This window comes from Methylobacterium sp. A52T (assembly GCF_053346095.1).
On the sequence record NZ_JBKFBI010000006.1, the window covers coordinates 25,762 to 47,877 of the forward strand.

At 69.4% G+C, this 22,116-nt stretch carries 19 protein-coding genes; 4 read left to right on the forward strand and 15 right to left on the reverse strand.

Annotated elements, in window-relative coordinates:
• The first annotated feature begins 12 nt into the window (after positions 1-12).
• A complete protein-coding gene (gene sorB, locus ACLBYE_RS03060) occupies positions 13-333 on the forward strand; it encodes a SorB family sulfite dehydrogenase c-type cytochrome subunit (protein ID WP_447692994.1) in 321 nt (106 codons plus the stop codon).
• 46 nt (positions 334-379) lie between these two features.
• Here the strand turns inward: sorB and ACLBYE_RS03065 are convergent, their stop codons facing one another.
• Positions 380-1,819 (reverse strand): YncE family protein, encoded by a 1,440-nt coding sequence (locus tag ACLBYE_RS03065; protein ID WP_447692995.1) that lies wholly within the window; start codon positions 1,817-1,819, stop codon positions 380-382.
• Between the two features lie 48 nt (positions 1,820-1,867).
• Complete coding sequence (gene copM / locus ACLBYE_RS03070) at positions 1,868-2,266, reverse strand: CopM family metallochaperone (protein ID WP_447692996.1); 399 nt, start codon at positions 2,264-2,266, stop codon at positions 1,868-1,870.
• 196 nt (positions 2,267-2,462) lie between these two features.
• Here copM and ACLBYE_RS03075 point away from each other — a divergent pair, with 196 nt between their 5' ends.
• From ACLBYE_RS03075 to ACLBYE_RS03085, 3 genes are all read left to right on the forward strand, one after another.
• Positions 2,463-2,972, forward strand: coding sequence for a sigma-70 family RNA polymerase sigma factor (locus ACLBYE_RS03075; protein ID WP_447681156.1), 510 nt, complete (start codon positions 2,463-2,465; stop codon positions 2,970-2,972).
• Entirely contained in the window at positions 2,969-3,766 is a 798-nt protein-coding gene (locus ACLBYE_RS03080) for an anti-sigma factor family protein (RefSeq protein WP_447692997.1), read from the forward strand. The genes ACLBYE_RS03075 and ACLBYE_RS03080 overlap by 4 nt, the downstream gene beginning before the upstream one ends.
• Positions 3,767-3,849: 83 nt before the next feature.
• On the forward strand, positions 3,850-4,734 hold the full coding sequence (locus ACLBYE_RS03085) for a LysR family transcriptional regulator (RefSeq protein ID WP_447681158.1): 885 nt from the start codon (positions 3,850-3,852) through the stop codon (positions 4,732-4,734).
• Positions 4,735-4,747: 13 nt separating this feature from the next.
• Here the strand turns inward: ACLBYE_RS03085 and ACLBYE_RS03090 are convergent, their stop codons facing one another.
• From ACLBYE_RS03090 to ACLBYE_RS03150, 13 genes are all read right to left on the reverse strand, one after another.
• On the reverse strand, positions 4,748-5,827 hold the full coding sequence (locus ACLBYE_RS03090) for a molybdopterin-dependent oxidoreductase (RefSeq protein ID WP_447681265.1): 1,080 nt from the start codon (positions 5,825-5,827) through the stop codon (positions 4,748-4,750).
• Between the two features lie 65 nt (positions 5,828-5,892).
• Positions 5,893-6,975, reverse strand: a complete 1,083-nt coding sequence (locus ACLBYE_RS03095; RefSeq protein ID WP_447692998.1) for a YeiH family protein — start codon at positions 6,973-6,975, stop codon at positions 5,893-5,895.
• 489 nt (positions 6,976-7,464) lie between these two features.
• On the reverse strand, positions 7,465-9,489 hold the full coding sequence (locus ACLBYE_RS03100) for a TonB-dependent receptor (RefSeq protein ID WP_447681160.1): 2,025 nt from the start codon (positions 9,487-9,489) through the stop codon (positions 7,465-7,467).
• A 245-nt stretch (positions 9,490-9,734) separates the two neighbouring features.
• Positions 9,735-10,223 carry a nickel-responsive transcriptional regulator NikR gene (nikR, locus tag ACLBYE_RS03105; protein WP_447681266.1) on the reverse strand — a complete coding sequence of 163 codons (489 nt, stop codon included), beginning with the start codon at positions 10,221-10,223 and terminating at the stop codon, positions 9,735-9,737.
• Positions 10,224-10,416: 193 nt separating this feature from the next.
• Entirely contained in the window at positions 10,417-10,884 is a 468-nt protein-coding gene (locus tag ACLBYE_RS03110; RefSeq protein ID WP_447681161.1) for a GNAT family N-acetyltransferase, read from the reverse strand.
• A gap of 236 nt (positions 10,885-11,120) precedes the next feature.
• On the reverse strand, positions 11,121-12,560 hold the full coding sequence (locus ACLBYE_RS03115) for an IS1182 family transposase (RefSeq protein WP_447692999.1): 1,440 nt from the start codon (positions 12,558-12,560) through the stop codon (positions 11,121-11,123).
• Between the two features lie 382 nt (positions 12,561-12,942).
• Positions 12,943-13,149, reverse strand: a complete 207-nt coding sequence (locus tag ACLBYE_RS03120) for a hypothetical protein (protein WP_447681162.1) — start codon at positions 13,147-13,149, stop codon at positions 12,943-12,945.
• A gap of 23 nt (positions 13,150-13,172) precedes the next feature.
• Positions 13,173-14,564, reverse strand: a complete 1,392-nt coding sequence (locus tag ACLBYE_RS03125; RefSeq protein WP_447693000.1) for an exodeoxyribonuclease VII large subunit — start codon at positions 14,562-14,564, stop codon at positions 13,173-13,175.
• A 207-nt stretch (positions 14,565-14,771) separates the two neighbouring features.
• Positions 14,772-15,725 (reverse strand): hypothetical protein, encoded by a 954-nt coding sequence (locus tag ACLBYE_RS03130; protein ID WP_447681164.1) that lies wholly within the window; start codon positions 15,723-15,725, stop codon positions 14,772-14,774.
• 486 nt (positions 15,726-16,211) lie between these two features.
• Complete coding sequence (locus tag ACLBYE_RS03135) at positions 16,212-17,342, reverse strand: hypothetical protein (protein ID WP_447681165.1); 1,131 nt, start codon at positions 17,340-17,342, stop codon at positions 16,212-16,214.
• A 299-nt stretch (positions 17,343-17,641) separates the two neighbouring features.
• Positions 17,642-17,971, reverse strand: a complete 330-nt coding sequence (locus ACLBYE_RS03140) for a hypothetical protein (RefSeq protein WP_447681166.1) — start codon at positions 17,969-17,971, stop codon at positions 17,642-17,644.
• A complete protein-coding gene (locus ACLBYE_RS03145) occupies positions 17,968-18,612 on the reverse strand; it encodes an AAA family ATPase (protein WP_447681167.1) in 645 nt (214 codons plus the stop codon). Before ACLBYE_RS03145 ends, ACLBYE_RS03140 begins: the two co-directional genes overlap by 4 nt.
• Before the next feature lie 282 nt (positions 18,613-18,894).
• Complete coding sequence (locus ACLBYE_RS03150; RefSeq protein WP_447693001.1) at positions 18,895-22,008, reverse strand: MobA/MobL family protein; 3,114 nt, start codon at positions 22,006-22,008, stop codon at positions 18,895-18,897.
• Positions 22,009-22,116 lie beyond the last annotated feature (108 nt).

Consider the following 22,116-nt stretch of genomic DNA (forward strand, 5'->3'; position numbering starts at 1 on the left):
GGAGTGACGAGAATGACCCGCATCACCCTCGCCCTGACGGCGGCCCTCGCCCTCGCGACCGGCACAGCCCTGGCCGCGCCGAAATCCTACGAGGTGCCGGAACCGACCGCGACCCTGCGGGCGCCGAAGGCCGGCACGCATGCGGAGGGCTTCGAGGCGGCCCAGGCGAACTGCCTCGTCTGCCATTCGGTGGACTACATCGCGATGCAGCCGCCGGGCAAAGGCGCGGCCTTTTGGGAGTCCGAGGTGCATAAGATGGTCAAGGTCTATCACGCGCCGATCGACGAGGCGCAGGCCAAGGCCATCGCCGCCTACCTCACAGACACCTACTGAGCTTCGGCTTGCAAAGGGGGCGGTCCGGCGACCGCCCCTCCTCTCGTTACTGCGGCGCCTGCGTCTGGACCGTCGCGCCGATCTCGCCGGGCTTGCCCTCGACGATGACGAGGCTGCGCCGCGCGGCCTCGTTGGCGTTCTGCGTCACCTGCCGGATCGGGCCGACGGCGTTGACGATGGCCGCGCCCGCCGGGTTCGTCATGAAGGCTGCAAGCGGCTCCAGCGGCCCGGTGCCCTTCGGATCGGCCGCGAGGGCCAGGACGTAGGGCTTCTTCGGCGTGAGGCCGGTCACCGCCGCCTGCAGGGTCTGCAGGACGCCCTGGTCGAACAGCGTCACCTGCGTGGCCGCCTCGCCGTCCGGCCCGGCCAGCGTCAGCGTGCTCGATTGGCCCGCCACCCCCAGAGGCTGGAGGTTCGGCGCGCTGGCTCCTTCCGGCACCGCCTCGGGGACGTAGGCGACGCCCTGAGGCCCCTGGCCGATCGGGATCGTGGCGATGACGGTGTTGCTGCCCGTGTCGATCACCGCGACCGCATCGGCATTCTCCAGGCCGACATAGATCCGCGATCCGTCGCCCGAGGGCCAGAGGCCGTGGGGAAGCGCGCCGGTGGGAATGGTCGCGACCTGCGTGAAGTCGTCGGTGCGGAACACCTTCACTTGGTTCAGGCCGCCGATCGTCACGTAGGCGAACTGCCCGACCTTCGTGCGCGCGATGTTGACGTGGTTGGTGATCGGGCCCGTCTCGATGGTCTTGAGCGCCTTGAAGGGCGGCGTGGCCTCGAACACCTGGACGCGGCCGACGTCCTTGAGGGTGAACCACACCTGCTTGCCGTCCGGCGTCGCCGCGATGTCGGGGCAGAACGGGCTCTCCTGCTTGATCCGCCCGACGATCTCGCGGCTCTTCACGTCGATGGCGACCGTCTCGGGGCTGAAGCTGGAACAGACGTAGCCGTAACGCCCGTCGGGCGAGAAGATCGTCATGCCGGGCCCGTTCGGCACGGTGATCCGGCCCGTCTCCTTGCCGGTCCCGGCGTCGAGGATCGCGATATAGTCCTCGCCCCGCACGCTCACCCAGACTTCGCGCCCGTCCGGCGTGAAGAATGCCTCGTGCGGCGAGCGGCCGACATAGTTCGTGTGGCGTACCGTGTTGGTGGCGGTGTCGATGAAGCTGACCGAGTTCGAGCCGATCGAGACGGCGAGCAGAGTCTTGCGGTCGGGCGAGAAGCCCATCCCATGGACGAGGAGCTGACCGCGATAGAGCGGGCTCAGGTTCGCGGGCGTCGTGTCGCCGAGGCGGATCACGCCGAGGAGTTTGTTGTCGGCGGGATCGATCACCGAGACCGTGTTGGAGAACTGGTCCGAGGTGTAGAACCGGTCTCGGGGGCCGACCGGCACGTCCGGCGCCGAGGCGGACCCCGGTGCCTGACCCGCGAGGGCGGTTCCACCGAGGAGGGCGAGCAGCAGGGTCGCCGGAATGACGTGTCGCATCGTAAGGTCTCTTCGCGCTGACGAGGGGGATGGCGAGCGGCGATCCGCTCAGTGATGGTGAGGGGCCGGGCTCCGCTGCGGCGTGGCTTGCGCGACCGGCCGCTCGGCCAGGGCGCGGCGCATGACCTCGATCTCCTGCGCCTGCTCGACGATGATGCCCTGCGCGAGCCGGCGCAGGACCGGATCGCGGCCATAGGCGAGTTCGGCCTTCGCCATCTCGATCGCGCCCTGATGGTGCGGGATCATCATCGCGGCGAAGTCCCGGTCGGGGTCGCCGGACGGCGCCACCGCCATGTCCGCGTGCATTCGCGCCATCGATTGGGCCATCATCGCATCGAAGCCGCCGTGTGCGGACTCCGCATGCCCGGCGCGCATCATCATGCCGCCACCTAAGGCACCCCCGGCCATGAGCAGGGTGATGAGGATCGCCGTCGGTGCTCCGCGCATGGTCTCTCCCGCAGTGTCGAGGTCACGCGGTGAGAGATGCCGGTAGGGCCGGGATATTCCCCGCGGCACCGAGCGCGCCGATCACGGATGCGTGATCGGATTTCGACATGCTATTCCGGAATAGATCCGGCGTTTCCGGCATCTCTTGTCCAAGCGGCGGCGCGAGCATGGCCAGCGCCCCGATCCGGAGACCGCCTTGGACGATCTCGCCGTCCTGATCGAACCGCAGATACCGGCCCTGCGCCGCTACGCGACCGCGCTGCTGCGCCAGCGTGAAGCGGCCGACGACCTCGTTCAGGACACGCTGGAACGGGCGATCCGCGCGTGGCCGCAGCGCCGCGAGGGCGATCTGCGGGCGTGGCTGTTCGCGATCCTGCGCAACCGCTACCTCGAAGGCGTCCGCCGCCGCCGGGGCATCGAGGTCGGCGTGGAGGCGCTGGACACGATCGCCGATTTGGGGGCCGATCCCGAGGCGGCTTTGGGCGCGCGGGACGTGCTCGATGGGATCGCCGCGCTTCCCGAGGAGCAGCGATCCGTCCTGCTCCTCGTCGCAGTCGAGGACATGTCCTATGCCGAGGTCGCCGCCGTGCTCGCGGTCCCCGTCGGCACGGTGATGTCGCGCCTCAGCCGGGCCCGGGGGCGGATGCGCGCCTTTCTCGATCTGGCGCCCACGATCGTCACCGGGCATCTGCGGAGGGTGAAATGACCGCGTCCGACCCGCGTCCCGTCGGCGAGGACGACCTGCACGCCTTCGTGGACGAACGGCTCGATCCGGGCCGCCGCGCCAGCGTCGAGGCGTGGCTCGCCGCGCATCCGGAGGCAGCTGCGCGGGTCGCCGCCGATCGGGAGGTGCGGGACCGCCTGCGGGCTCGGCTCGCGCCCGTGGCGGAGGAGCCGATCCCCGCCCGCCTGCGCATCGCGAACCTCGCGGCTCCGCGCCGGATGGGGATCCCGCGCTGGTGGAAGAACCTGGCGGCGGCGGCGCTCCTGCTCGCCCTCGGCGGCGTGGCCGGGTGGGCCGGGCGCGGCGCCATGCCGGGTGCGGGCGCGCCCGCCGAACCGATGACCCAGGCGGCCGTCTCCGCCTTCCGCACCTACGTGGTCGAGGCCGCCCATCCGGTCGAGGTCCGCGCCGATGGCTCATCCGACCTCGTGCAATGGCTCACCGCGCGACTGGGACGGCCCGTCATCGTGCCGGATCTGCAGGCGCAGGGTTTCCGGCTGATGGGCGGTCGCCTGCTCCCCGCCGGAGACGAGCCGGCGGCCATGCTGATGTACGATGACGACCGGGGCACCCGTTTGACCCTCTACAGCCGGGCCGGGCCGTCCGGTGGGCGCGGCGTGTTTCGCTATGCCCGCGCGGACGACGTGGCGGCCTTCTCGTGGATCGACGCGGGCATGTCCTACGTGGTGACCGCCCGCACGGACGAAGCGCGGCTGCTCCGGGTCGCCCAGGCGGTCGATGCGCAGGTCTCGGGCCAACGCGAAGGCGCGCGGTGACGCGCGCGTCCAGTGTGCATAGAGACGCGACGGCCCCGCCTAATCTCCCCCGTCCGCCCAGGCCCTTCTGAGCCCGAAACGCCATGACCCTCGACCAGTTGCGGATCTTCGTGGCGGTGGCTGAACGCCAGCATGTCACCCGGGCGGCCGAGGCGTTGAATCTCGTCCAGTCGGCGGTCAGTGCCGCCATCAACGCGCTGGAGACCCGGCACGCCGTCAAGCTGTTCCACAGGGTCGGCCGTGGCATCGAACTGACCGAGGCAGGAAGCGTCTTTCTCGGTGAAGCTCGCGCCGTGCTCGCCCGCGCCCAGGCGGCCGAACTGGTGCTGGCGGACCTCAGCGGCCTGCGGCGCGGCACATTGACCATCCAGGCGAGCCAGACCATCGCCAGCCACTGGCTCCCCCGGCATCTCGTCGCCTTCCGGGCGGCCTACCCGGACATCGTCCTGCGTCTCGGCATCGGGAACACTGCGGAGGCGGCCGAAGCGGTGCGGGCGGGGACGGCGGAACTCGCTTTCGTGGAAGGCGCGATCGACGACGCCAGCCTGGGGAGCACGCCGATCGCCGAGGACCGGCTGGTGCTCGTGGTCTCGGCCGGCCACCCCCTGGCCGGATGCGCACGGCCGGAACCAGCCGACCTCGCTTCGGCCTCCTGGGTGCTGCGGGAGCCCGGATCGGGCACGCGCTCCGCCTTCGAGGCGGCGCTCGTTGCTTTGGGCATCGCGCCGGATACCCTCGCCGTCGCCCTGGAACTGCCGTCGAACGAGGCCGTCCTCGCCGCCGTCGTCGCGGGGGCCGGCGCGAGCGTGCTCTCCGAAGCGGTTGTCGGACCCGCGCTGCGAACCGGCGCACTCGTCGCCGTGCCCCTCGCCCTGCCGACGCGGACCTTCCAGGTCCTGCGCCACAAGGAGCGTTACCGCAGTCGCGCCGCCGACGCACTGCTCGCCCTAATTCACGCCGCCCCCTGACCGGCTGCGCGACTCAGGCGACCTCGACTCGCACACGGTGCCACGAAGCGCTGAGGTAGCCCTTGAAGTTCCACGTGTCGTCCGGCTGCGCCGGCTGGGTCTGCCCGGCCGAGTCCCAGGCGCGCACCGCGAGTTCGTGTTCGCCGGGCGGAAGGTCCAGCACGATCTCCCAGAACGTCCAGGCGAAGGGCGCGTCGGCCTCGTGGTCCAGCGTGGCCTGGCGCCAGGAGCGCCCGCCGTCGCCCGAGACATCGACCCGCACGACCGCCCGGTCTCCCGCGATCGCGTACCCACGGACGGGGGTCTCCCCCGCTTCGAGCCGAGCCCCGCGCGGGGGCTCGCAGATCGCCGCGTTGAGCGGCATCGTCTCGATGGTGTGGCCTTTGGAAGGATCGGCGGTCTCGGCCGTCACGTCCGGTGGGAACAGCTTGTAATCGTCGGCTTGCATCGGGTTGGCCGACGGATGGTCCTGCACCGTGATGCGCCGCAGCCATTTCGGGCTGCGCACCCCCGCGAAGCCCGGCACGACGGCACGGGCCGGGAAGCCGTGCTCGGGCAGCAGCGGTGCCCCGTTCATCGCAAAGGCCAGCAGCGTCTCGTCGGCGAGCGCCTTGGCGAGGGGAATGGAGACGCCGTAGGGCCGGCCCTCGACCACGTCGTGGCTTTCGAAGGCCACGTGGAGATCCGCTCCCGGCGTCACCCCTGCCGCTCGCAGGATGTCGCCGAGGCGGACGCCCGTCCAGTCCGCCGTCCCGATGGCGCCAGCGTCCCAGGGATCGCCCGAGACCGGGGCGACCGCTCGCATATCGGCACGGCGGTTGCCGGCGCACTGCATCGTGGCCGTGACGGTCACCTCGGGAAAACGCGCGCATAGATCCGTCAGGGACAGATCGAGAGGCATTGCCACCGCACCGTCAACGGACAAACGCCATGTGGAGGCGTCGATCTCCGGCAGGTCGCCGTGGGAGCGGACGTAGAAATCGTCCGCGGCGGTCCGGTAGTGCGCCCGCAGGCGGTCCAGCGGCGGCTCGGCGTTGTAGGGCCGCTCGCTGTGGACGATCAGGCGCGCCATGCGCTCGGCTAAGCTCTGCATAGTGGCTCCTTCCGGGGAGAGGTCGGGGTTCAACGCATTCGGACGCACCGGGTGGCGCGCCCCGGTCAGGCGATGCCGAGCAGGCGGATCAGCCCGAGGCTCACGACGGTCAGGGCGGCGAGAGAGGCGACGACCGCCAGGGTGACGCGGGGTCCCGCCTTGACGACGCTGCGCACATCGACCCCGAGGCCGAGGGCCGCCATCGACACGATAGTTAGCCCGTTCGCCGTCGCGGCCATGGGGTGCACGGCCGCCTCGGGAATGAGCCCCGCCGAGCGGAGCCCCGCCAGGGTCAGGAAGGCGAGGATGAACCACGGCACCAGCCGGTGCAGCGGCACCCGGCTCGGGGCGGGGCCCTCATCGACCGTCTGGGACGGGACGGTTGCGTCCGCCTCTCCCCGCAGCCGGCTCGCGCCCAGCGAGAGGGCGAGCACCACCGGCCCGAGCATCAGCACGCGGACCAGCTTGACCAGAGTTCCGACCTGGACGCTGAGAGCCGCCACCGGAGCCGTAGCAGCCAACACCTGCGGTACGGCATAGACCGTAAGCCCCGCGAGCACGCCGTACTGCATCGGCGAGAGCCTGAGCAGCGGCACGAGCAGGGGCAAGCCGAGGACGACGAGGACTCCGAGCACGGCGGTGAACGCGATGGACGAGGCGACGTCCTCGCCGTCCGCGCCAATCACCGGGGCCGCCGCCGCGATCGCCGAGTTTCCGCAGATGGAGTTGCCGCAGGCGACGAGGATGGCGAGGCGCGGGGCCAGCCCGAGGGCCCGGCCGATGCCGTAGCTCCCGGCGATGGCGAGAGCCACCACCCCTGCAATGCCGATGAGCAGTCCGGGTCCTGCCGCAAGCAAGGTACCCAGGCTCAGCGAGGCGCCGAGCAGGACGACGGCGATCTCCAGGACGGTCTTGGCGCCGAACGCGATACCGCGAACGAAGCGCGGCCCCGGGCTCCAGGCTGTGCGAACGGCCGTGCCTAGCACGATGGCGAGAACGAGAGCCTCCAACCACGCACGACCGAAGAAATACTCCTCGACCCCTTCCAGGGTGAGGGCGGCGCCTGTCACCGCGAGGCACAGGATCAGGCCGGGCAGGACGTGGCGCAGGGCAAGCTTGCGCGACATGGAAAAGGTTGCTGCGAACATGGTGCGGACACATCGTGGGCTGGATCTGCTCTGGATCATGGCCGCAGCCAATCGATCAATCCAATGGAACGTATCGAACGTTTTGATCGAATTATTTGATGAGTTGCCGGTGATCAGCAGCTTTCGTTTCTCCTCACGGCCGTAGCGCCATCGGAGTGAGTGGACAGATTGCGCGGAAGCCCTGCAGATCTTGGTTCCGGAGTTTCCAACGCAAACGACCGGATCCTTCAGGCGAGCTTGTGTCGCCTGAACAGCCAACAGTACGCCGAGCAGGGGCTGTTGAAATTACGGCTGATTTTCCCATCAACTCATCGGAGCGGACGGATCGATTTCGGTCACGCCCAGCTTCGTTGGCGGGTGCCTTAAATAGTTGAGTTGGATGGATTTCTGCTGGTCCGCTTTAAAGCAGAAAGGCGTCGGAGCGGGCGTAGCCGTGTCGCTGACGCACCCACAGAGGCAGTCTGACCGTCCGAATGCGGATGAATGAAATCAGAAGCGGCCCGCGATGGTGAGGCGCACAGCCGTGGGTTCGACAGGGTGAAACACGCGATCGATCAGCCCTTCGGCCGGCTCGCCGGGCAGGCGCGAGACATACGCGTAGGTGATCTGATCGGACTTGCTGTTCGTCAGGTTCAGCACGTCTAGGGAGATGCTAATGCCGCTCTCGAAGTTGTAGCCGACCCGGCCGTTGAAAAGCGCGGTCGCCCGCGAGCGGATCGAATTGTCCTCGATCAGCGGACGCGGCCCGAAGTAGCGGAAGCGGAGGGACCCGAACCAGCCGAGCGGCTCGCCGAAGGTGACGCCCGCCGAGGCGATCGTGGTAGGCGCCTCAGGCACCCGGTTGCCCACCGGGTCGAAGCTGGAGAACCGGGCGTTGGTGATCGTCAGATCGCCCTCTAGCGAGAGCCAGGGCGTCACGGCATAGCGGTTCGTCCACTCGACCCCGAAGCGCCGGGTCGGACGGCTCGGCTCCGTGGTGCCTGTGTCGCCCTGGAAGATGTTCTCGGAGGCGAAGTCGAGCCGAAACAGCGCGAGGCTCGTCTCCAGCCCGGCGATCGAGCGGTTGCGGACGCCGACCTCGTAGCCCGTGGAGGGCACCAGGAACGGCGAGCGGGTGATGTTGAACAGGGGGCTCGCAGGATCCACCGTGGCGGTGACGCCGCGGGCGTCGTTCGAGTGGAACCCGCCGCCGTAATTCACATAGAACTCGGTGTCGAACCACGGCCCGAGCACGAGACCCAGCTTCGGGTTGACGATCCCGTCCGTGGCCTTGCCCGAGTTGGCCGGCGTGTCCGAGCGGACATCGGCGTAGTAGCCATCGGCGCGCACGCCCACGCTCGTGCGCAACCACTCGGTCCAGCGCACACGCGTGTCGAGGTAGAGCGCACCGCTCGACTCCAGCACCCGGTCGTCGAGCACGCCGGAGCGGTACTGGCGTGCAGTGGTGTTGAACAGGCCGACCCGGATTGAGTCGGTGCGGGTCTGGGCGCCGACCTCGACCTCCAGCGGCCGGCCGAACAGGTCGCCCTGGAAGATGTGCAGGACCTCGCCGCCGCCAAGGATGCGCTGATCGAGCTGGTGGAACTGGTCGCCGTTCACTGGGTCGTTGAGAAAGTAGGTGAAGTCGTTGAATAGGTTCATCTGGTAGCGGATCACGTAGGCCGAAGCCCGGGTGATGCCGGTGTCGTCCGTGGCGCTGAACCGCCCCGAGAGGGAGAAGCGGCTCGTGTCGCCGCCATCCGTGGGGTTGATCGTGCCGTAGCGGCTGAGCTGCCCCGAGACCACGGCACGCTCGGGTATCTGGTTGGTCGCCGTCCACTTGGCGGCGTAGGCCATGCCGGTGATCGAAAACCCGTCCAGCGCCGTACCCTGGCTGTAGCGGGCGACGCCGTTGATCTTGCGCAGGGCGTCCGGCACGACCCACGGCCCGTCGTAGACCTGCGCCTCACCGGCCACGAGCAGGTTGCCCTCGCCCAGCGGCACCGAGGTGATCGATAGGGCTCGCTTGTAGCCGAATGACCCTATTGAGGTCAGGGCGAGGTTCTTGGGCGTGCTGTCGAGGTAGTCGATCCGGACCGAGCCCGCGGAGGCGAAGTCGCCGTCGCGCACGAAGTACGGGCCCTTGTGGAACTCCACCGCGCCGACGAGTTCGGGGATCAGGAAGTTGAGGTCGGCATAGCCCTGACCGTGGGCGTGGGTGCGCATGTTCACCGGCATGCCGTCGACGCTGATGGCGATGTCGGTGCCGTGGTCGAGGTTGAAGCCGCGCAGGAAGTACTGGTTGGCTTTGCCCTCGCCGCTGTGCTGGGTGACGATCAGACCCGGGACCTCTTCGAGCACCTCTCCGGGGCGTGTGACCGGCCGGGCGTTGATGGCCGCGCCGCTGATGATGCCAGCGCTGGCGGAGTCCACCGTCAGCAGGGCGCCGCCGATCCCGGTAACGCCTCCGACGTACCCGGCGCTGGCGTTCGGCGTCCCTGGCGTGAGAGTGGTCGAAGGCTGCGCGGAGACCACGGAGATCTCGGACAGCGTGACTGCGGACGGTGATGGCGCAGCCGCATCGGGAGCTGCCCATCCAAGAGTGCATGTCGCAATGACGAGACCGCCAGTGGTGAGCAGCGGACGGGTGACGCTGCGAACGCGAATGCCTAGTGCGGAGCAACTGGGCCGGGAGATCGGACGAGGCACTTGCAGACCGGGCAAAGCGTGACGGTTCGCTTGTTCTCACACGGATGGAGTATGAGAAACATACGGATAACTCACACCGCCGGATTAGCTTGGCCCTGTTGCTCGTGAGACGCAGCGCCATCGGCAACCTTGTTGTCATGGCCATGCAGATGATGAGCTTCGTCACCTTCAGGGATGAGATGCAGATGACCGTAACGGACCCCGCGCTGGGTAATGACGGCGTCCGCGTAGCTCTGCATCTGAGAGACTGACCCGTGCAGAACGGCCACCTCCAGGCAGTCGTCCTGGTTGAGGTGGACGTGCATGCTGGCGATGGAGACGCCGTGCTGGTGACCCTGATCGGTCAGCCGGCGGGCCAGATCGCGCGTGCCGTGGCTGTAGACGTAGCTGAGCGCCCCGTAGCAGGCCGCTGATCCAGCGCCGGCGGCGCGGGCAGGCGCCAGGGCGTCGCGGACAATATCGCGCACGGCCTCGGAGCGGCTGCCGTAGCCGCGGCTGTCGCAGAGTGCATCGATCGCCGTCAGCAGTTCGTCGTCGATGGTGATGGTAACGCGCTGCATGAGTGTCTCGATGTGACCGTCGCGGCGCAGCCAGGTGGCACCGCTTTCCACCCTTAGTCGAAGTCGTCGGAGAACGGACGAACGGCCACTTTAGATAACCGCCGTTAGCGTTTCGATCGGCTGGGGTGGGTGGAAAGCTTCCGGTCCGCTTCCACGCCGATCAGTTTGAAAAGGAGGCCTCGGCCGACCTGCGTCAGGCCAGCGACTTGGACATGCGATAGTTGTGGATCACGATGCCGTTCAACACGAAGTCGTTTCGGACAACGACCTTGAAGCCTCGACGCTCGAAAAGAGGGCGCGCGCCTTCGCTGGCTTCGACGTACAGAACTGCTACCGCCGCAGCTCTAGCTGCGTCTTCCAGGGCGGCGTAGATCGCGGATCCGACGCCTGTCCCGATCCTGTCTGGACGACAATAAAGGTGGTCGATATGGCCGTTGGGTTCCAAGTCCCCATAGCCGATAGGCTGTCCAGCTTCATCGATCGCGACGAGGAATGTCCGACCCTTGGACTGTCGAAGATACCGTTCGGGTTCCGGCCTCGACGGGCTCCACGCCTTCACCTGCGTGTCGGAATAGTATCGACGACCGGCTTCATGGACAGACGCATGAAACAGCGTTGCAAGCGCATCGGCATCTGACGGTTCGAAGGGGCGAATGATCATGCCAAAGCGCTATGGCTGCTTCTAAAAAATCGAAAGGGGCTCCTCAACGGCGGCAAAGGGTCCAGGCCGTGTCAAAACGCCGGGAATGGGCTTTGTGCTGGGTGCCGCCCCACTCTTGCGAGAATAGGCCTTCCATCGCTCGGAGCGATCTTTTGTGGTCGAGCAGTTGTCCGTTTGAGTTGAAGGCGCTGCTGGATGGCTTTTTAGTCCCTCAGTGAACGATCAAAGGCCTGTGCTCAGGCAGGGATCGCTGCCAAGAGCTTCCGGCTTCCCATGATGTTGAGAACTCGCGTCAGATTGTAGGCCAGGACCTGGAGTGCCATCTCGGTCGAGACGCGTGGCAACGTCTTGGTCAAGAAGTGCGTCGCCCCCATCCGCGCCTTCAGCGTGCCAAAGGGGTGCTCGACCGTCTCGCGCCGGACCCGCATGGCCCGCGGATCGCCGTCCAACCGGCGCTGCACGGCCTCCAGCACGTCCTCGTGTTCCCACCGGGTCACCCGGCGCTCCTTGCCCGTCGTGCAGGCTTCCTTCATCGCGCAAGTCGAGCAGACATTCGTCCAGTACCGATGCAGGGTCAGGCCATTCTCCACCGAGGTGTAGCGATGGGAGAGCGTCTGACCCGCCGGACACAGGTAGGTGTTGTCCTGACGACGGTAGAGGAAATCATCCTTGCCGAAGCGTCCGACGGCCTTCGCGCCCGAGGTCATCGGCCGGGGCAGCGTCACGGTGATGCCGGCGCGTTCGCAGGCCAGGATCTGTTCACTGGAATAGTAACCCCGGTCTGCCACTGCATCGAGCGTGTCCGCTTCCAGAGCCTCCTTGGCCCGTGTGGCCATGCCACTGAGCTGCGCCCGGTCCGAGCCGGCATTGGTGACCGCGTGCGCGACGATCAGGTGATGCTCGGTCTCGACTGCCATTTGGACGTTGTAACCCACAACGCCCGATCCACGGCCGCTGGTGGCCATGGACCGCGCGTCGGGATCGGTCAGCGAGACCTGCCGGTCGGGTGCGGCCTTCATCTGCTCCTCCAACCCCGCCAGCCGCTCCATCTCCTGCCCGAGGCGGGCGACCTTCTCTTTCAGCCTCTCCACCTTGGCTGCCAGTTCCGGCGTCGGATCCTGACGATCGGCTGTGTCGAGCTGCGAGAGGTAGCGTGACACGCTCTCCTCGATCTGCTGGCGGCGCCGGTCGAGCTTGCCTTGCGTAAAGTTGCGGTCGCGATTGTTGACCGCCTTGAACTTCGAGCCGTCGATCGCGACGCACGTCCCCGTCAGTAGGCCCATCGTGCGGCACAGGGCGACAAAGCGGGCACAGACGCGCCCGATGGCGGAGCCATTCTGCCGGCGGAACTCGGCAATGGTCTTATGATCGGGCGACAGCTGGCCGATCAGCCACATGACCTCGACGTTGCGGCCCGCCTCGCGCTCCAGCCGTCGGCTCGACGGGACCCGGTTGAGATAGCCGTAGACGTACAGCTTCAACAGGGCGGCCGGATGGTAGCCCGGTCGACCCGTCCGTGCCGCATCGACGCCCGCAAAGCCGAGCGCGCCGAGGTCCAGGGCCTCCACGAAGGCATCGACGACGCGGACAGGGTTGTCCTCGGCGATCCAGTCCTCAAGACAAGGGGGAAATAGCGTCGTCTGATCGCGCTCGGCACCGACAACGAACCGTCCCATGCCGTCCTCCGGTCGTGCAGAGGAAAGCTACCACCATCGGGGTTTTGACACAGCCAGGGTCGTTAGGAGGCCGTCCGCTTTTCCAGCGGACTTATTCGGAAGCGGACCAGCTGCTTTCGGCCAATTCCAGCCAACTGTCGAGCGTCCGATTTCTTCGAGCTTCCTCCCTAAACCGGAACAGCAGCAATTCACCCAACATAGATCTTCATCAAGTCTTCTCTGCGCTTGCGCTACGATATCTGATACCTGCCGTACAGTAGTGGGGTTTGGAACTCCACTCATGCCAATGCGGCATCGCATTCGAAGGGAACAGCCTCTTCGCTTTTGACTACGTGAACATCACCGCTGGTACCATAAGGCTCGGCGGTGGCGCTGCTCCCGATTACGCGTTGCGTCGACGCAGGTCGGCGATGCGCGCGATCAGCATGGTGCGCAGCTCCTGCACTTCCGCGTAGGCGGCCTCCGCCTTCTCGAAGGCGCCAAGACCTTCGCGGCGGATCTCCTGTGTCAGCGCCTCGATGCGCTTCACCGCCCAGAGGAAGCTCGGCGTCTCGGGCGCAGCGGTCATGTCGGTGCGGATCGTGGTCATGCTAGGGTTCTCCACGTTGTGGCTCAGTGGGTGGTTACGGAGGGGATGGCTGTGGTCCAGGCTTCGACCCGGGCGGGCACGGTGCCGTCCGGGAAGAGCAGCAGCAGGTCTGTCTCGGCGCGGGCCTGCTCGGCCGTGCTGACGATTTGGCCCGTTTCGGCCGCGATCACCAGCGTCAGGGCTTCGCTTAGGAGATCCTCCTCCCCGCTCTCTTCGAGCAGGGCAGCCTCATTGAGCGGGGTGGCCCCGGCGGTATCGGCAGCTGATGCGGACTTCGCGCTGACACAGGTGGCAGCGGCGAGATTGGCGAGTAGGCTCCGCTCGACCGCTTGGCCGAGGTGACGCAGCCGCTCGTCGGCCTGGTCAGCGAGATTGCGCAACGCCCGATCGAAGGCGGCCCCGGCCCGGGCCAGGACGATGCGGCCCGCCGCCTCCAGCTCCGCCTCGATCGCGGCATCGAGGTCGGCCAGCGCCCGCTCGGCCCGGTTCCCGGTACGCTCGACGAGCTGGCGTACCAGCATCGCCGCCGCCGTCGGGGTCGGCTCCGAGCGCGCCGCCACTGCATCGAGCGCGGTGCAAGGGGTGCCGGCATGACCGAGGCCCGTGATCAGGTTCGGAACCTCAGGGTGCGCGGCAGCGTTCGCTGTCCCGAATGCGTTAAGAGGCCGGAACGCCTCGACCGGTCCGCCGCCCCGGCAGACCAGCGTCGCGGAGAGGCCGTGCTCGTGCTGAAGGCCCGCTACCCGGGCGAAGGCCTCGGCCAGCGAGCGCTCCGCCCCCGCCCCCTCGAAGATCGCCCAGACCCGGTGGATCCGGATCAGTCCAGCTACCTCCAGCGGCTGCAGCACGTGCTCGACGTCGCGGCGCACCTCGCCGTGCTCGGAGACGACGAGGGCGATGTGGCAGGGATCCTCCGGTTCGCTCCAGGTCTCGGGCCCGAAGCGCCGTCCCTCCAGGCGCAGCCGCTGCAGCGTGCGCTCGCGGTCGAGATCGGCCTCGAGCGGGACCTGACCGACGCAGATCAAGCCGATGACCTTGGCCTGGACGCCGGCCCCGCGGCCGAAGCGCTGGCGCAGGCTGGTGCGTAAGGTGAGCGTGACCGTGCGGTTGACGAGCCCGGCGGGGTCGAAGTCCGGACCGTACTCGGTCCGGATCTGGGCGAGTTCAGCCGAATCGAGCCGGGCCTTCAGCCGGGGCGGATCGTTGGTGAGGCGGGCCTCGGCCTCACCGAGCAGGATGAGATAGCCGTCCTGTCCGTTCGGCTCCGCGGTGAGCACGCTGGCGCGCACCGTGTGCTCGCCGCGCAGGCGCTGGCGCAGCCAACCGATCAGGTCGCGCAGCTCGCCGACGACCGCCGCCTCGGAGTGAACCGCATCGCCCGCATCGGGCAGGCTTCGGCGGCCGCCGTCCGGCAATGAGGCCGGACGCGGCGGTCGGGGCGGTGTGTCCGGCCCGTGATGGAATCTGTGATGACGCATGGGATGTCGGAATCCTGTGTTGTTGTGAAGGTGTCGCGAACGCGCGGGCTCGCGTGCGGAGGGTCGAGGAGCAGCGTGAGACGCGGTGACTGAGGAGCGGATCCGGCCGCCCGGATGCGGGCAGCCGGATCGATATTCACCGCCTCAGTCGAACAGCGGCCCCTGTCGGGTGGGGCCCGGATCGGTGGGAGCTTCGGACGCCGATGCAGGCGCTGTCGCGACCGGGTCTGGACCGAGCGCGCGGGCGATCGCCGCGAGGCGGACGTAGCCCCCGGTCCGGAGCTCGCCGCGCAGGATTTCGGTAAGATCAGCGAGCAGCGCCTCGGCGGTGTCGCAGGCGCGGAAGGCCACGCCGTCGATCAGGGTCGGCGCGCTGACCCGACGGAACAGCACCGGTACCGGCAGCACGGCGATGCGGCGCATCAGGCCCTCGTCCGAGAGCGCCCGGTGAGCGAAGCCGAGGCCCGGCTCGACCACAACCGCGTCGAGGGTGCCCCAGTCCCACTGGTCGTAGACCGCCGCGAAGGCCTCGTGCAGCGCAGCGACCGAGCCCGGCTCCTCGTAGGCGACGGGCAGGCGGATCAGCTCGATCAAGCCTTGCTCGTACCAGCGTGCGAGCGTCGCCCCGATCGGGTGAGGCGCGGCGTCGTCCGGCTCGATCAGCACGACCCGCCGGAGCTTCTGAGGGACTGGAAAGCCGCGTTGCCGGTCCCACAGTCCATCCGCTTCCAATGCCGCCTGCGCTATCCGATCCTGTTCGCGCCAAGCCTGGAGGAAGGCACCGCGCTCGAGCCCGAGCACCTGCCCGGTCAGTCCGAGCAGCGGATCGACCACCAGGGTGAGCAGCAGGGTGTGCTCGCCCACGAGGTGGTCCGGGTCGAGCAGGACGCCCGAGGCTGCCTCGATCTGGCGCAGGAAGGGGCCGGAGAGGACGGCGCTGAGCCGGCCCGGGCGATGCGGATCGAGTGGTTCGAGCGCGAGCAGTAGCCCGTCCCGGTGCCGGCGCGATTGCCGGACCTGGGCGCGGACCCAGAGGCCGGTCGGGGTCAGCGCGCAGCCGGGCTCGTTCGCGCCGGAGGGCGCGTCGTGATCTGTCATGGTGGGGGGACTTTCGTGATGCGGGGTCAGGGGATCGAAGGAGCCTCGCCGACCTCGGGCCGGCGCTGTGCGAGCGCCGCCCTCCGTCATCCCGTCGTCAGGTCATTCCGGGGTTTCGAGCGAAGGTGCCTTCGCCCTGCTTCCCCATTCTTGTGCTCGTCCTCGCCTGTTCTCGTCCCTGATTCCCCACCCGAGCCTGTACGGCGGCCCCGGCGGCACCGGCTCGGGTGAGCACGCCATCGTCCAGTCCTTCGTGTGTTGTCCAACGCAGCGCCAAGTCTTTGCTACAAAATCGGCATTCGGCCTCGGGTGTTGTCCAACGCACCCCCCTGCCGATGTGTGACGTAGGGTCATCCGTCTCGGCGTCGTACCCCTATCCCATCTGCCGGATCCCACCGATCCGGCAGCCTTCCTTCGTCTCCCCGGCACTCAGGCCGACAGCGGCTCGGCTTGGAGCTCCGGCCCGCGTGCGGCCTCGACCCGCCTTCAATATCCCATGAAGGCAACACGATGCGTCCCGACTAGGGGAAAGTTGTACTGCCAGATCAGCAACGCACTCCAAGTGACGATCCACTCGTACATCCAGTCGTCGTTCTCGGCGAAGGCGTCCCAGAATGCTTTCTCGCGAGCTACATCATGGGCTGCGAGGGCCTTTCGCACATCCCTCACGGTGAGGTAGCCGCACGCCACCATCTCCAGGCCGACGTGGATCAGGTCGGCGCGATCCTGCATCAGCACGGCCATCACCTCGCGGCGCAGACGCTCGCAAAGCACCGAATCGGTCAAGACGAGCAGCGCGTCGTCGTCGAGCCCGGCCATAACCTTCAGCGGGCTCTTCTTCCCTCGACCCTCCCGGTAGGCGACGACTGGGTGCCTCCTATCCGTCTCCTGGCCCTGGACGAGCCTATACCGGCGCAGCCAGAGGTCGGCGGTGGGCTCATCCCAGAGATCGATCGGCCCCTTGAGCTCGCCGGGCTCGGGCGGCCAGTCCATCATCCACTCGGCGACATCCGCGATGGTCCAGCGCTCCAGCGCCCGGGCGCCCGGCACGAGCGGGAGATCCCAGCAGGGATGATGGGCCAGGATCTCCGCCGGTGGACGCCCGCGGAAGCCGAGGTCGAACGGCGCCTCGGCATAGACCCTCTGCTCCGGCGCCAGCAGGGAGAGGTCACGGCAGGCCGCGCGGGCGTCGCGGAAGGCGTCGGAGGCGAACACTTCGGGCAGGGCGCGCACGATCTCGGGATCGGTCAACGGCATCGGAGCGTCGAGGCGCGCCTTCCAGACAGCCGGGTCGAGACCGGCATTCTGCGCGAGCGCGTAGAGGATCGGGCGCATCCGGGCATTCAGGCTCTCGCGGGCCGCATGGCGGCGCGCCGCCTTGGTGCGCGCGGGCGCCGGGCGGTCCTGGCGCGGCCTGTCGACAGCGGCGGCCGCGCCATCGCGCCGGTCCGCCGTCTCTCCGACGACGTCTGGCGCCTGCACGCCGATCAGTCCCAGGCGGAAGCGCTGGCTCATGAGGCCGGCGCGCATGTGGTCGAGAAGCGACACGACGGTCGCCGGGTCGCGGGGCGGATCCCGATCGCTGACGGGATCGGTGGTGGGGCGGGTGTTCGACATGATCGTGGGTTCCTAGTGCTCATGCTGCGGGATGGGAGCGCCCCAGCATCGGGGCTGCCCCGGCGGCGCGGCGCCCGGGGATTGGGGCCGGCCAGTAGGGCGTTGCGCTGGGGATCGAGGCTGGAGGCGGGGCGGTCTTCGTCCGGCCTCCGGGGTGAGACGCCGGAGCGCTCCCAGCTACCGAGACGCCCTGATGCTGGAGCGCCGAGATGCCGTGATGCCGAAGCGTCACGATGCCGGAGCGTCACGGCATCAAGGCGTCGTGATGCCGGGCGGTCGGGACCAAGGCATGAGCGGGGTCAGCTCGTGTCCCGGTGGATCGGGGACGGCAGGTGGCCGCTCTCGCGCAGGACCGCCTCCGCGCCCTCGACCAGCAAGTCGTTGACCTTGCAGTCGCGGGCGAGCGCGAGCTCCTTCAGGCGCCGCAGCGTCGCCGCGGACAAGTAGACCGAGGTTCGCCGCGTCGCCGCGGAGCCTCGGCCCGCGGCCGGGCACACCTCGCTCCGCGCCGCCGGGACGCGCTCCGCCGGAATGGCCGACGGGCCGGAGCCGGGCGGTGCCCCGCCCAGATCGTCCAGGCTGCCGAGCAGGTCGAGCCGCTTCCGCGGGGGCCGGGTCGGGTCGGTCATCGTGGCATCTCCATCAGGCGCTGCGCGGTCCAGGCCCAGAGCGCGCGAATCTCGGCCGCCGCCTTGCCGGTCGGGGCGAACTCGGTGACGGCCTGGCCACCCAGCAGCGCGTCCTGATGGTCGATCCGCTGGGTCAGCGGCGGTTCGGCCAGATGGCCCCAGCGGCGCAGGCGCTCGGCGTAGCCGGCGGTGCGCGCGCCGGCCTGCGGCGGGCACTGGCTCAGAAGGAGCGCCAGGCGCGCGGCGAGGCCGATCTGGGCGAGCGCCCGCAGCGTCGGCTCGGTGGCGAGGAGATCAAGCAGGGTTGGCCGGGTCGGGACCAGGACGAAATGGGCCGCGCGCAGCGCCTGGTTGGCCACGGGGCTCAGGGCCCCGGCGGTGTCGAGGACGACGAGGTCAAAGCCGCGTCGCGTGAGCGCGGCGAGGATCTCGGGCAATTGCCCGACCCGCTCGAGTCCGAGATGATCGACGGCCGGATCGTCCGCCGCGCGGCGTGTAGCCCAGGCGGCGAGCGAGCCCTGCGGGTCGAGGTCGAGGGCGGCGACGCGCCGCCCGGCCTGATGGGCGGCGACCGCGAGGTTGACGGCAGCCGTGGTCTTGCCGGAGCCGCCCTTCTGGTTGGCGATCGCGAGGACGTCCATCACGACGGTCCCCCGCGCGCGGGCAGGCCCGGGGTTGCCGCATCACGGCGCCCCGACGCATCGGCATCACGACGCCACGGCATCACGGCGCTGCAGCGCCAGGTCATCGTGATGCGCCAGCGCCGTGGCGTCCCCGCATCGTTGCGCCACTGCATCGCAGCGCCACGGCATCCTGGCCTCACAGCGCCATGACGCTGCAGCCTCGTCGTGCGGGGCCGGCCGCTCGCCAGGTGCGAGGCGGGCGGGCGGTATCGGGTCCGACGGGCACGGGGATTCTTCATATCAGTCTCCGATCCCGCGACCGCCACGGCCGCGTCCGTTTCGCTTTGGCTGTGGTGCGTGCTGCCGCCGACCCGCGCGACGATTGCCGGTCGCGGCAGCCTCGTCCGCGCCGTGGACGGCCAAGAGCGGCAGGCGCAGCGGCGGGGCCTCGGCCGACGAGCGGGCCGGAGGGGCGACCCGAGGCGCCGGGTCGGTCGCTTCGCCGCGCGGCGGCCAGGGCGCATCGCTCTCGTCGTCGCGCTGTTGCGGCCCAATCGCCACCCGGTCCGCAACAGGACCGTCGGCGTCGGAGGATGCTGCTATCCGGACCTGCGCTTCCCGCACCGGCTCGACCGCTGGGACCCGTGGCTCGGGCTCACTCCGGATCGCCGGTGTCCCGACCTGCGGGAACTGGATCGGGATGGGTTTCGTGTCTGCGGTAGCCGGACCAGCGACTATCTCCGACGTGGCCAGGGCCGGCTCGGCCTGCTCCGGCGGCGCGTCAGTCTCGACCGCGACGGCGACCGGAGCCGACGTGGTGTCCCCGATCTCTGGTTTCGGCCGTACCGGCACCGGCACCGTCGGCGGCACCGCGGTCTTGTCGGACATCGGCGCGACCGCGGGCGGGTCTGCCGGCGTTGTGGCGACAATGTGCTCAACGCTCTCCGCGACGATGGGCGGTGCGGACGCCGGTGTAGGCAGAGCCGAGGCTGGCGGCGAGAAGGCGCTACGCGCCTCGGGCGGTCGCGCGAGCGGCTGACCTCCACCCGGATCCGCGGCCCCTGTGCCCGCACGATCGGCCGTGGGGTGAGGAGCAGGCGGCGTCAGCGGCGCACCGTTCGAGCGGTGGCTTCCGCCGAGGCTGAAGACGGGTGGTCGGACGCGTTCGTGCTGGGGCGGTCGAGGCCGCTGGGCTGGGATCGGATCGACCTGAGCTTTGCCATGCCGCTCCGCCGCACGCGCGACGGCGTCCGACCAGGACGAAGCGCGGGTGACGACCGGCGCGATCTGAGCCGGCGGCTCTGCCGGGGGGGTTGTCGCGGGCCTCAGGTTCGGTGTCGGTTCGCGCAAGGCGATCGCCAGCGACGGCCTCCCGGCGGCCGCCTCGGCCCCGTCCGGCACGACCTCGGCGTATCGATGCCAGAGTGCCGCAGTGATGGGCTCTAGGTTCGCCCGCACCCGGGCCGCGAACTCAGCCTCCGGGACCGGATCGGTCGGAACAGCAGTGATCGACGGATCCGGGCCAACTGCTGAGGCCGCTCCCGCCCGCGCCGGGTCCATGGGCCGCGTTCGCCCAGCCGGAGAGAGGTCGGCGCGGATTCTGTCTAGCCGCCTCTGTGCGTCCGCGATCCGGGCCTCGTAGGCCGCAGCGAGCTGTCCCGCCCTTCGATCGAGCCGCTCGCACAGCCCGACGAACTCGCTTCGGCGCGCCAGACCGAAGGGCGCGCCCTCCGGCACCGCGGAATCCGCCCCGGTGATCCCGCGCGGATCGGCCTTCGTGGCCCGAGCGGGCGCGGGCGTCGCGCTTGCCGCCAAGAGCAGGCGCGGCCGGGACTGGGTTCGCGCGCAGACGAGCCGAGCCAGATCCCGCCCCAGCTCGAGCCTGCCAATCTCCACGACGAGGGCGAGCCCGCGCTGGATCAGCAGCCGCACTGGTTGGACGGGGTCGCTGGCCCTGTCACGGCCGGCGGCACCCCGCTCGCCCATCGCGGGGCGCGGCGCGGCGAACTCGGCCTGCCGGCCGCGCTGCAGGAACAGGCCGAGCTTGGCCCCGGTCGCCGCGGCCCGCGCCTCGAGGATGCGGTCCGCCTCGGCCTGCCACTGCCTGCGGGCAAGGTCGGCCCCCGCCTCGGTCAGGGCGCCCTTGCGCTCTTTGTTGTACTGGCGCGCCGGAATGTGCACGCCCGGCGCCAGGGCGATGCCGATCGTGGCGTAGGCGCGCAGGTCATAGCGCTTGCCGATCCCCGCCTCAGCCAGCACCGCGTTGCAGCACGCCCCCCAATGCGTCCGCAGCTCAGCGATCCAGGTGCGGTCGTGGCTGGCGCGATCTTTGGACTGCCGGTAGGGCCGCGTCAGCACCCGGGTGCGGTTCGCCCGCCGCCTCTCGCAGGTGATCGCGAAGTCCCAGCTCGGCGCACCCGTGTCCGGGTGCGGCATCCGTCGCGCCGGGCGGTCGTAGTAGACGATGTGGACGTGGACGTTGCGGGCGTCGTTGCGTTCGTCGGGCGCGTGCACCACCGCCCAGAAGGGAAAGCCCTTGCCCGCGAGCTTGCCCGTGAAGGCCTCGACGATGGCAAGCCGCTGACGGGCGTCGATCTCGTGCGGCAGCTCGGCGATGATCCGGGTCTGAATGCGCCCGCCGCGCCCCGGCGCGATCGTGACCGGCGCGTCCGCGCCGAGGCCGATGGCCCAGCGCCACAGCGCGAAGGCGTCCTCGGTCGGGAGCGTCAGCGTCAGGGGAGCCGAACGCTGTAAGCCCGCCGCCCGCAGGATGTCTCGGGCTGCCTCCGGTGCCGCGTCGATCGCGGAGAGCGCCCGCGCCCACCAGTCCGGGTCCCGCCCCGGCACGATCCTGATCCGGTCGCCTCGGGCCGAGCGCTCGCTCTCCTCGACGAGCGTCCAGAACTTTGACCGCTCCGCGGGCGTGTCGCCGATCGTGCCGAACGAGGCGAGCGCGAGGGCGTCGTCCGGGTCGACCTCGACCGCTCCGTCGCGCTCGAGATAGGCCTGCTGCGCGCGACCGTCGCGGCCGGTGGCGCGTCGGCTCCGTGCCGGCCCGAGCCGCTCGGCGGCGCCCGGCCGCTCGATATACGCCTCGTGCGCGACGGCGCGTGATCCCTGGTAGCTCCGGCCGGCCTTGGCGGCCCGAATCCTCGCGAGGATCGGCGAGGTCTTCGAGACCGAGGTCTGAGAGAAGTGGCAGGTCACCGCCCCGTCGCGCGAGAGCGGGCGCTCGCGCTCGCGCTCGCCGCGGCTGGCGAAGCGCACGCCCGGCGCGCCATAGAGGTGCCGCAGCGTCTCGGGCAGGCGAGCGCGGCCGAGGTCGTGTTCGGGCAGGAGCGGGCCGTCCGCGTCGTGGCAGAGCGACGCGAGGACGCCGCGCACGAAGGGGTGCGTGATGGTCGGTTCGGGCATGTTCGATGGCCACCGGCAAGCACCGGCAAGTGCAGATGGCCAAGCTTAGGCAGGCTCTACCGATTCACGCAAGCGCATGAAAAGCATTGAGCGATTCGGGCAGAAGCA

Bases quoted from the DNA above. Each gene is read 5' to 3' on its own strand.
- ACLBYE_RS03130 (WP_447681164.1), bottom strand. From the start codon at position 15,725: ATGACAGATCACGACGCGCCCTCCGGCGCGAACGAGCCCGGCTGCGCG.
- ACLBYE_RS03090 (WP_447681265.1), bottom strand. From the start codon at position 5,827: ATGCAGAGCTTAGCCGAGCGCATGGCGCGCCTGATCGTCCACAGCGAG.
- nikR (WP_447681266.1), bottom strand. From the start codon at position 10,223: ATGCAGCGCGTTACCATCACCATCGACGACGAACTGCTGACGGCGATC.
- ACLBYE_RS03120 (WP_447681162.1), bottom strand. From the start codon at position 13,149: ATGACCACGATCCGCACCGACATGACCGCTGCGCCCGAGACGCCGAGC.
- ACLBYE_RS03150 (WP_447693001.1), bottom strand. From the start codon at position 22,008: ATGCCCGAACCGACCATCACGCACCCCTTCGTGCGCGGCGTCCTCGCG.
- ACLBYE_RS03085 (WP_447681158.1), top strand. From the start codon at position 3,850: ATGACCCTCGACCAGTTGCGGATCTTCGTGGCGGTGGCTGAACGCCAG.
- copM (WP_447692996.1), bottom strand. From the start codon at position 2,266: ATGCGCGGAGCACCGACGGCGATCCTCATCACCCTGCTCATGGCCGGG.
- ACLBYE_RS03095 (WP_447692998.1), bottom strand. From the start codon at position 6,975: ATGTTCGCAGCAACCTTTTCCATGTCGCGCAAGCTTGCCCTGCGCCAC.
- ACLBYE_RS03080 (WP_447692997.1), top strand. From the start codon at position 2,969: ATGACCGCGTCCGACCCGCGTCCCGTCGGCGAGGACGACCTGCACGCC.
- ACLBYE_RS03110 (WP_447681161.1), bottom strand. From the start codon at position 10,884: ATGATCATTCGCCCCTTCGAACCGTCAGATGCCGATGCGCTTGCAACG.
- ACLBYE_RS03140 (WP_447681166.1), bottom strand. From the start codon at position 17,971: ATGACCGACCCGACCCGGCCCCCGCGGAAGCGGCTCGACCTGCTCGGC.
- ACLBYE_RS03145 (WP_447681167.1), bottom strand. From the start codon at position 18,612: ATGGACGTCCTCGCGATCGCCAACCAGAAGGGCGGCTCCGGCAAGACC.
- ACLBYE_RS03065 (WP_447692995.1), bottom strand. From the start codon at position 1,819: ATGCGACACGTCATTCCGGCGACCCTGCTGCTCGCCCTCCTCGGTGGA.
- ACLBYE_RS03135 (WP_447681165.1), bottom strand. From the start codon at position 17,342: ATGTCGAACACCCGCCCCACCACCGATCCCGTCAGCGATCGGGATCCG.
- sorB (WP_447692994.1), top strand. From the start codon at position 13: ATGACCCGCATCACCCTCGCCCTGACGGCGGCCCTCGCCCTCGCGACC.
- ACLBYE_RS03115 (WP_447692999.1), bottom strand. From the start codon at position 12,560: ATGGGACGGTTCGTTGTCGGTGCCGAGCGCGATCAGACGACGCTATTT.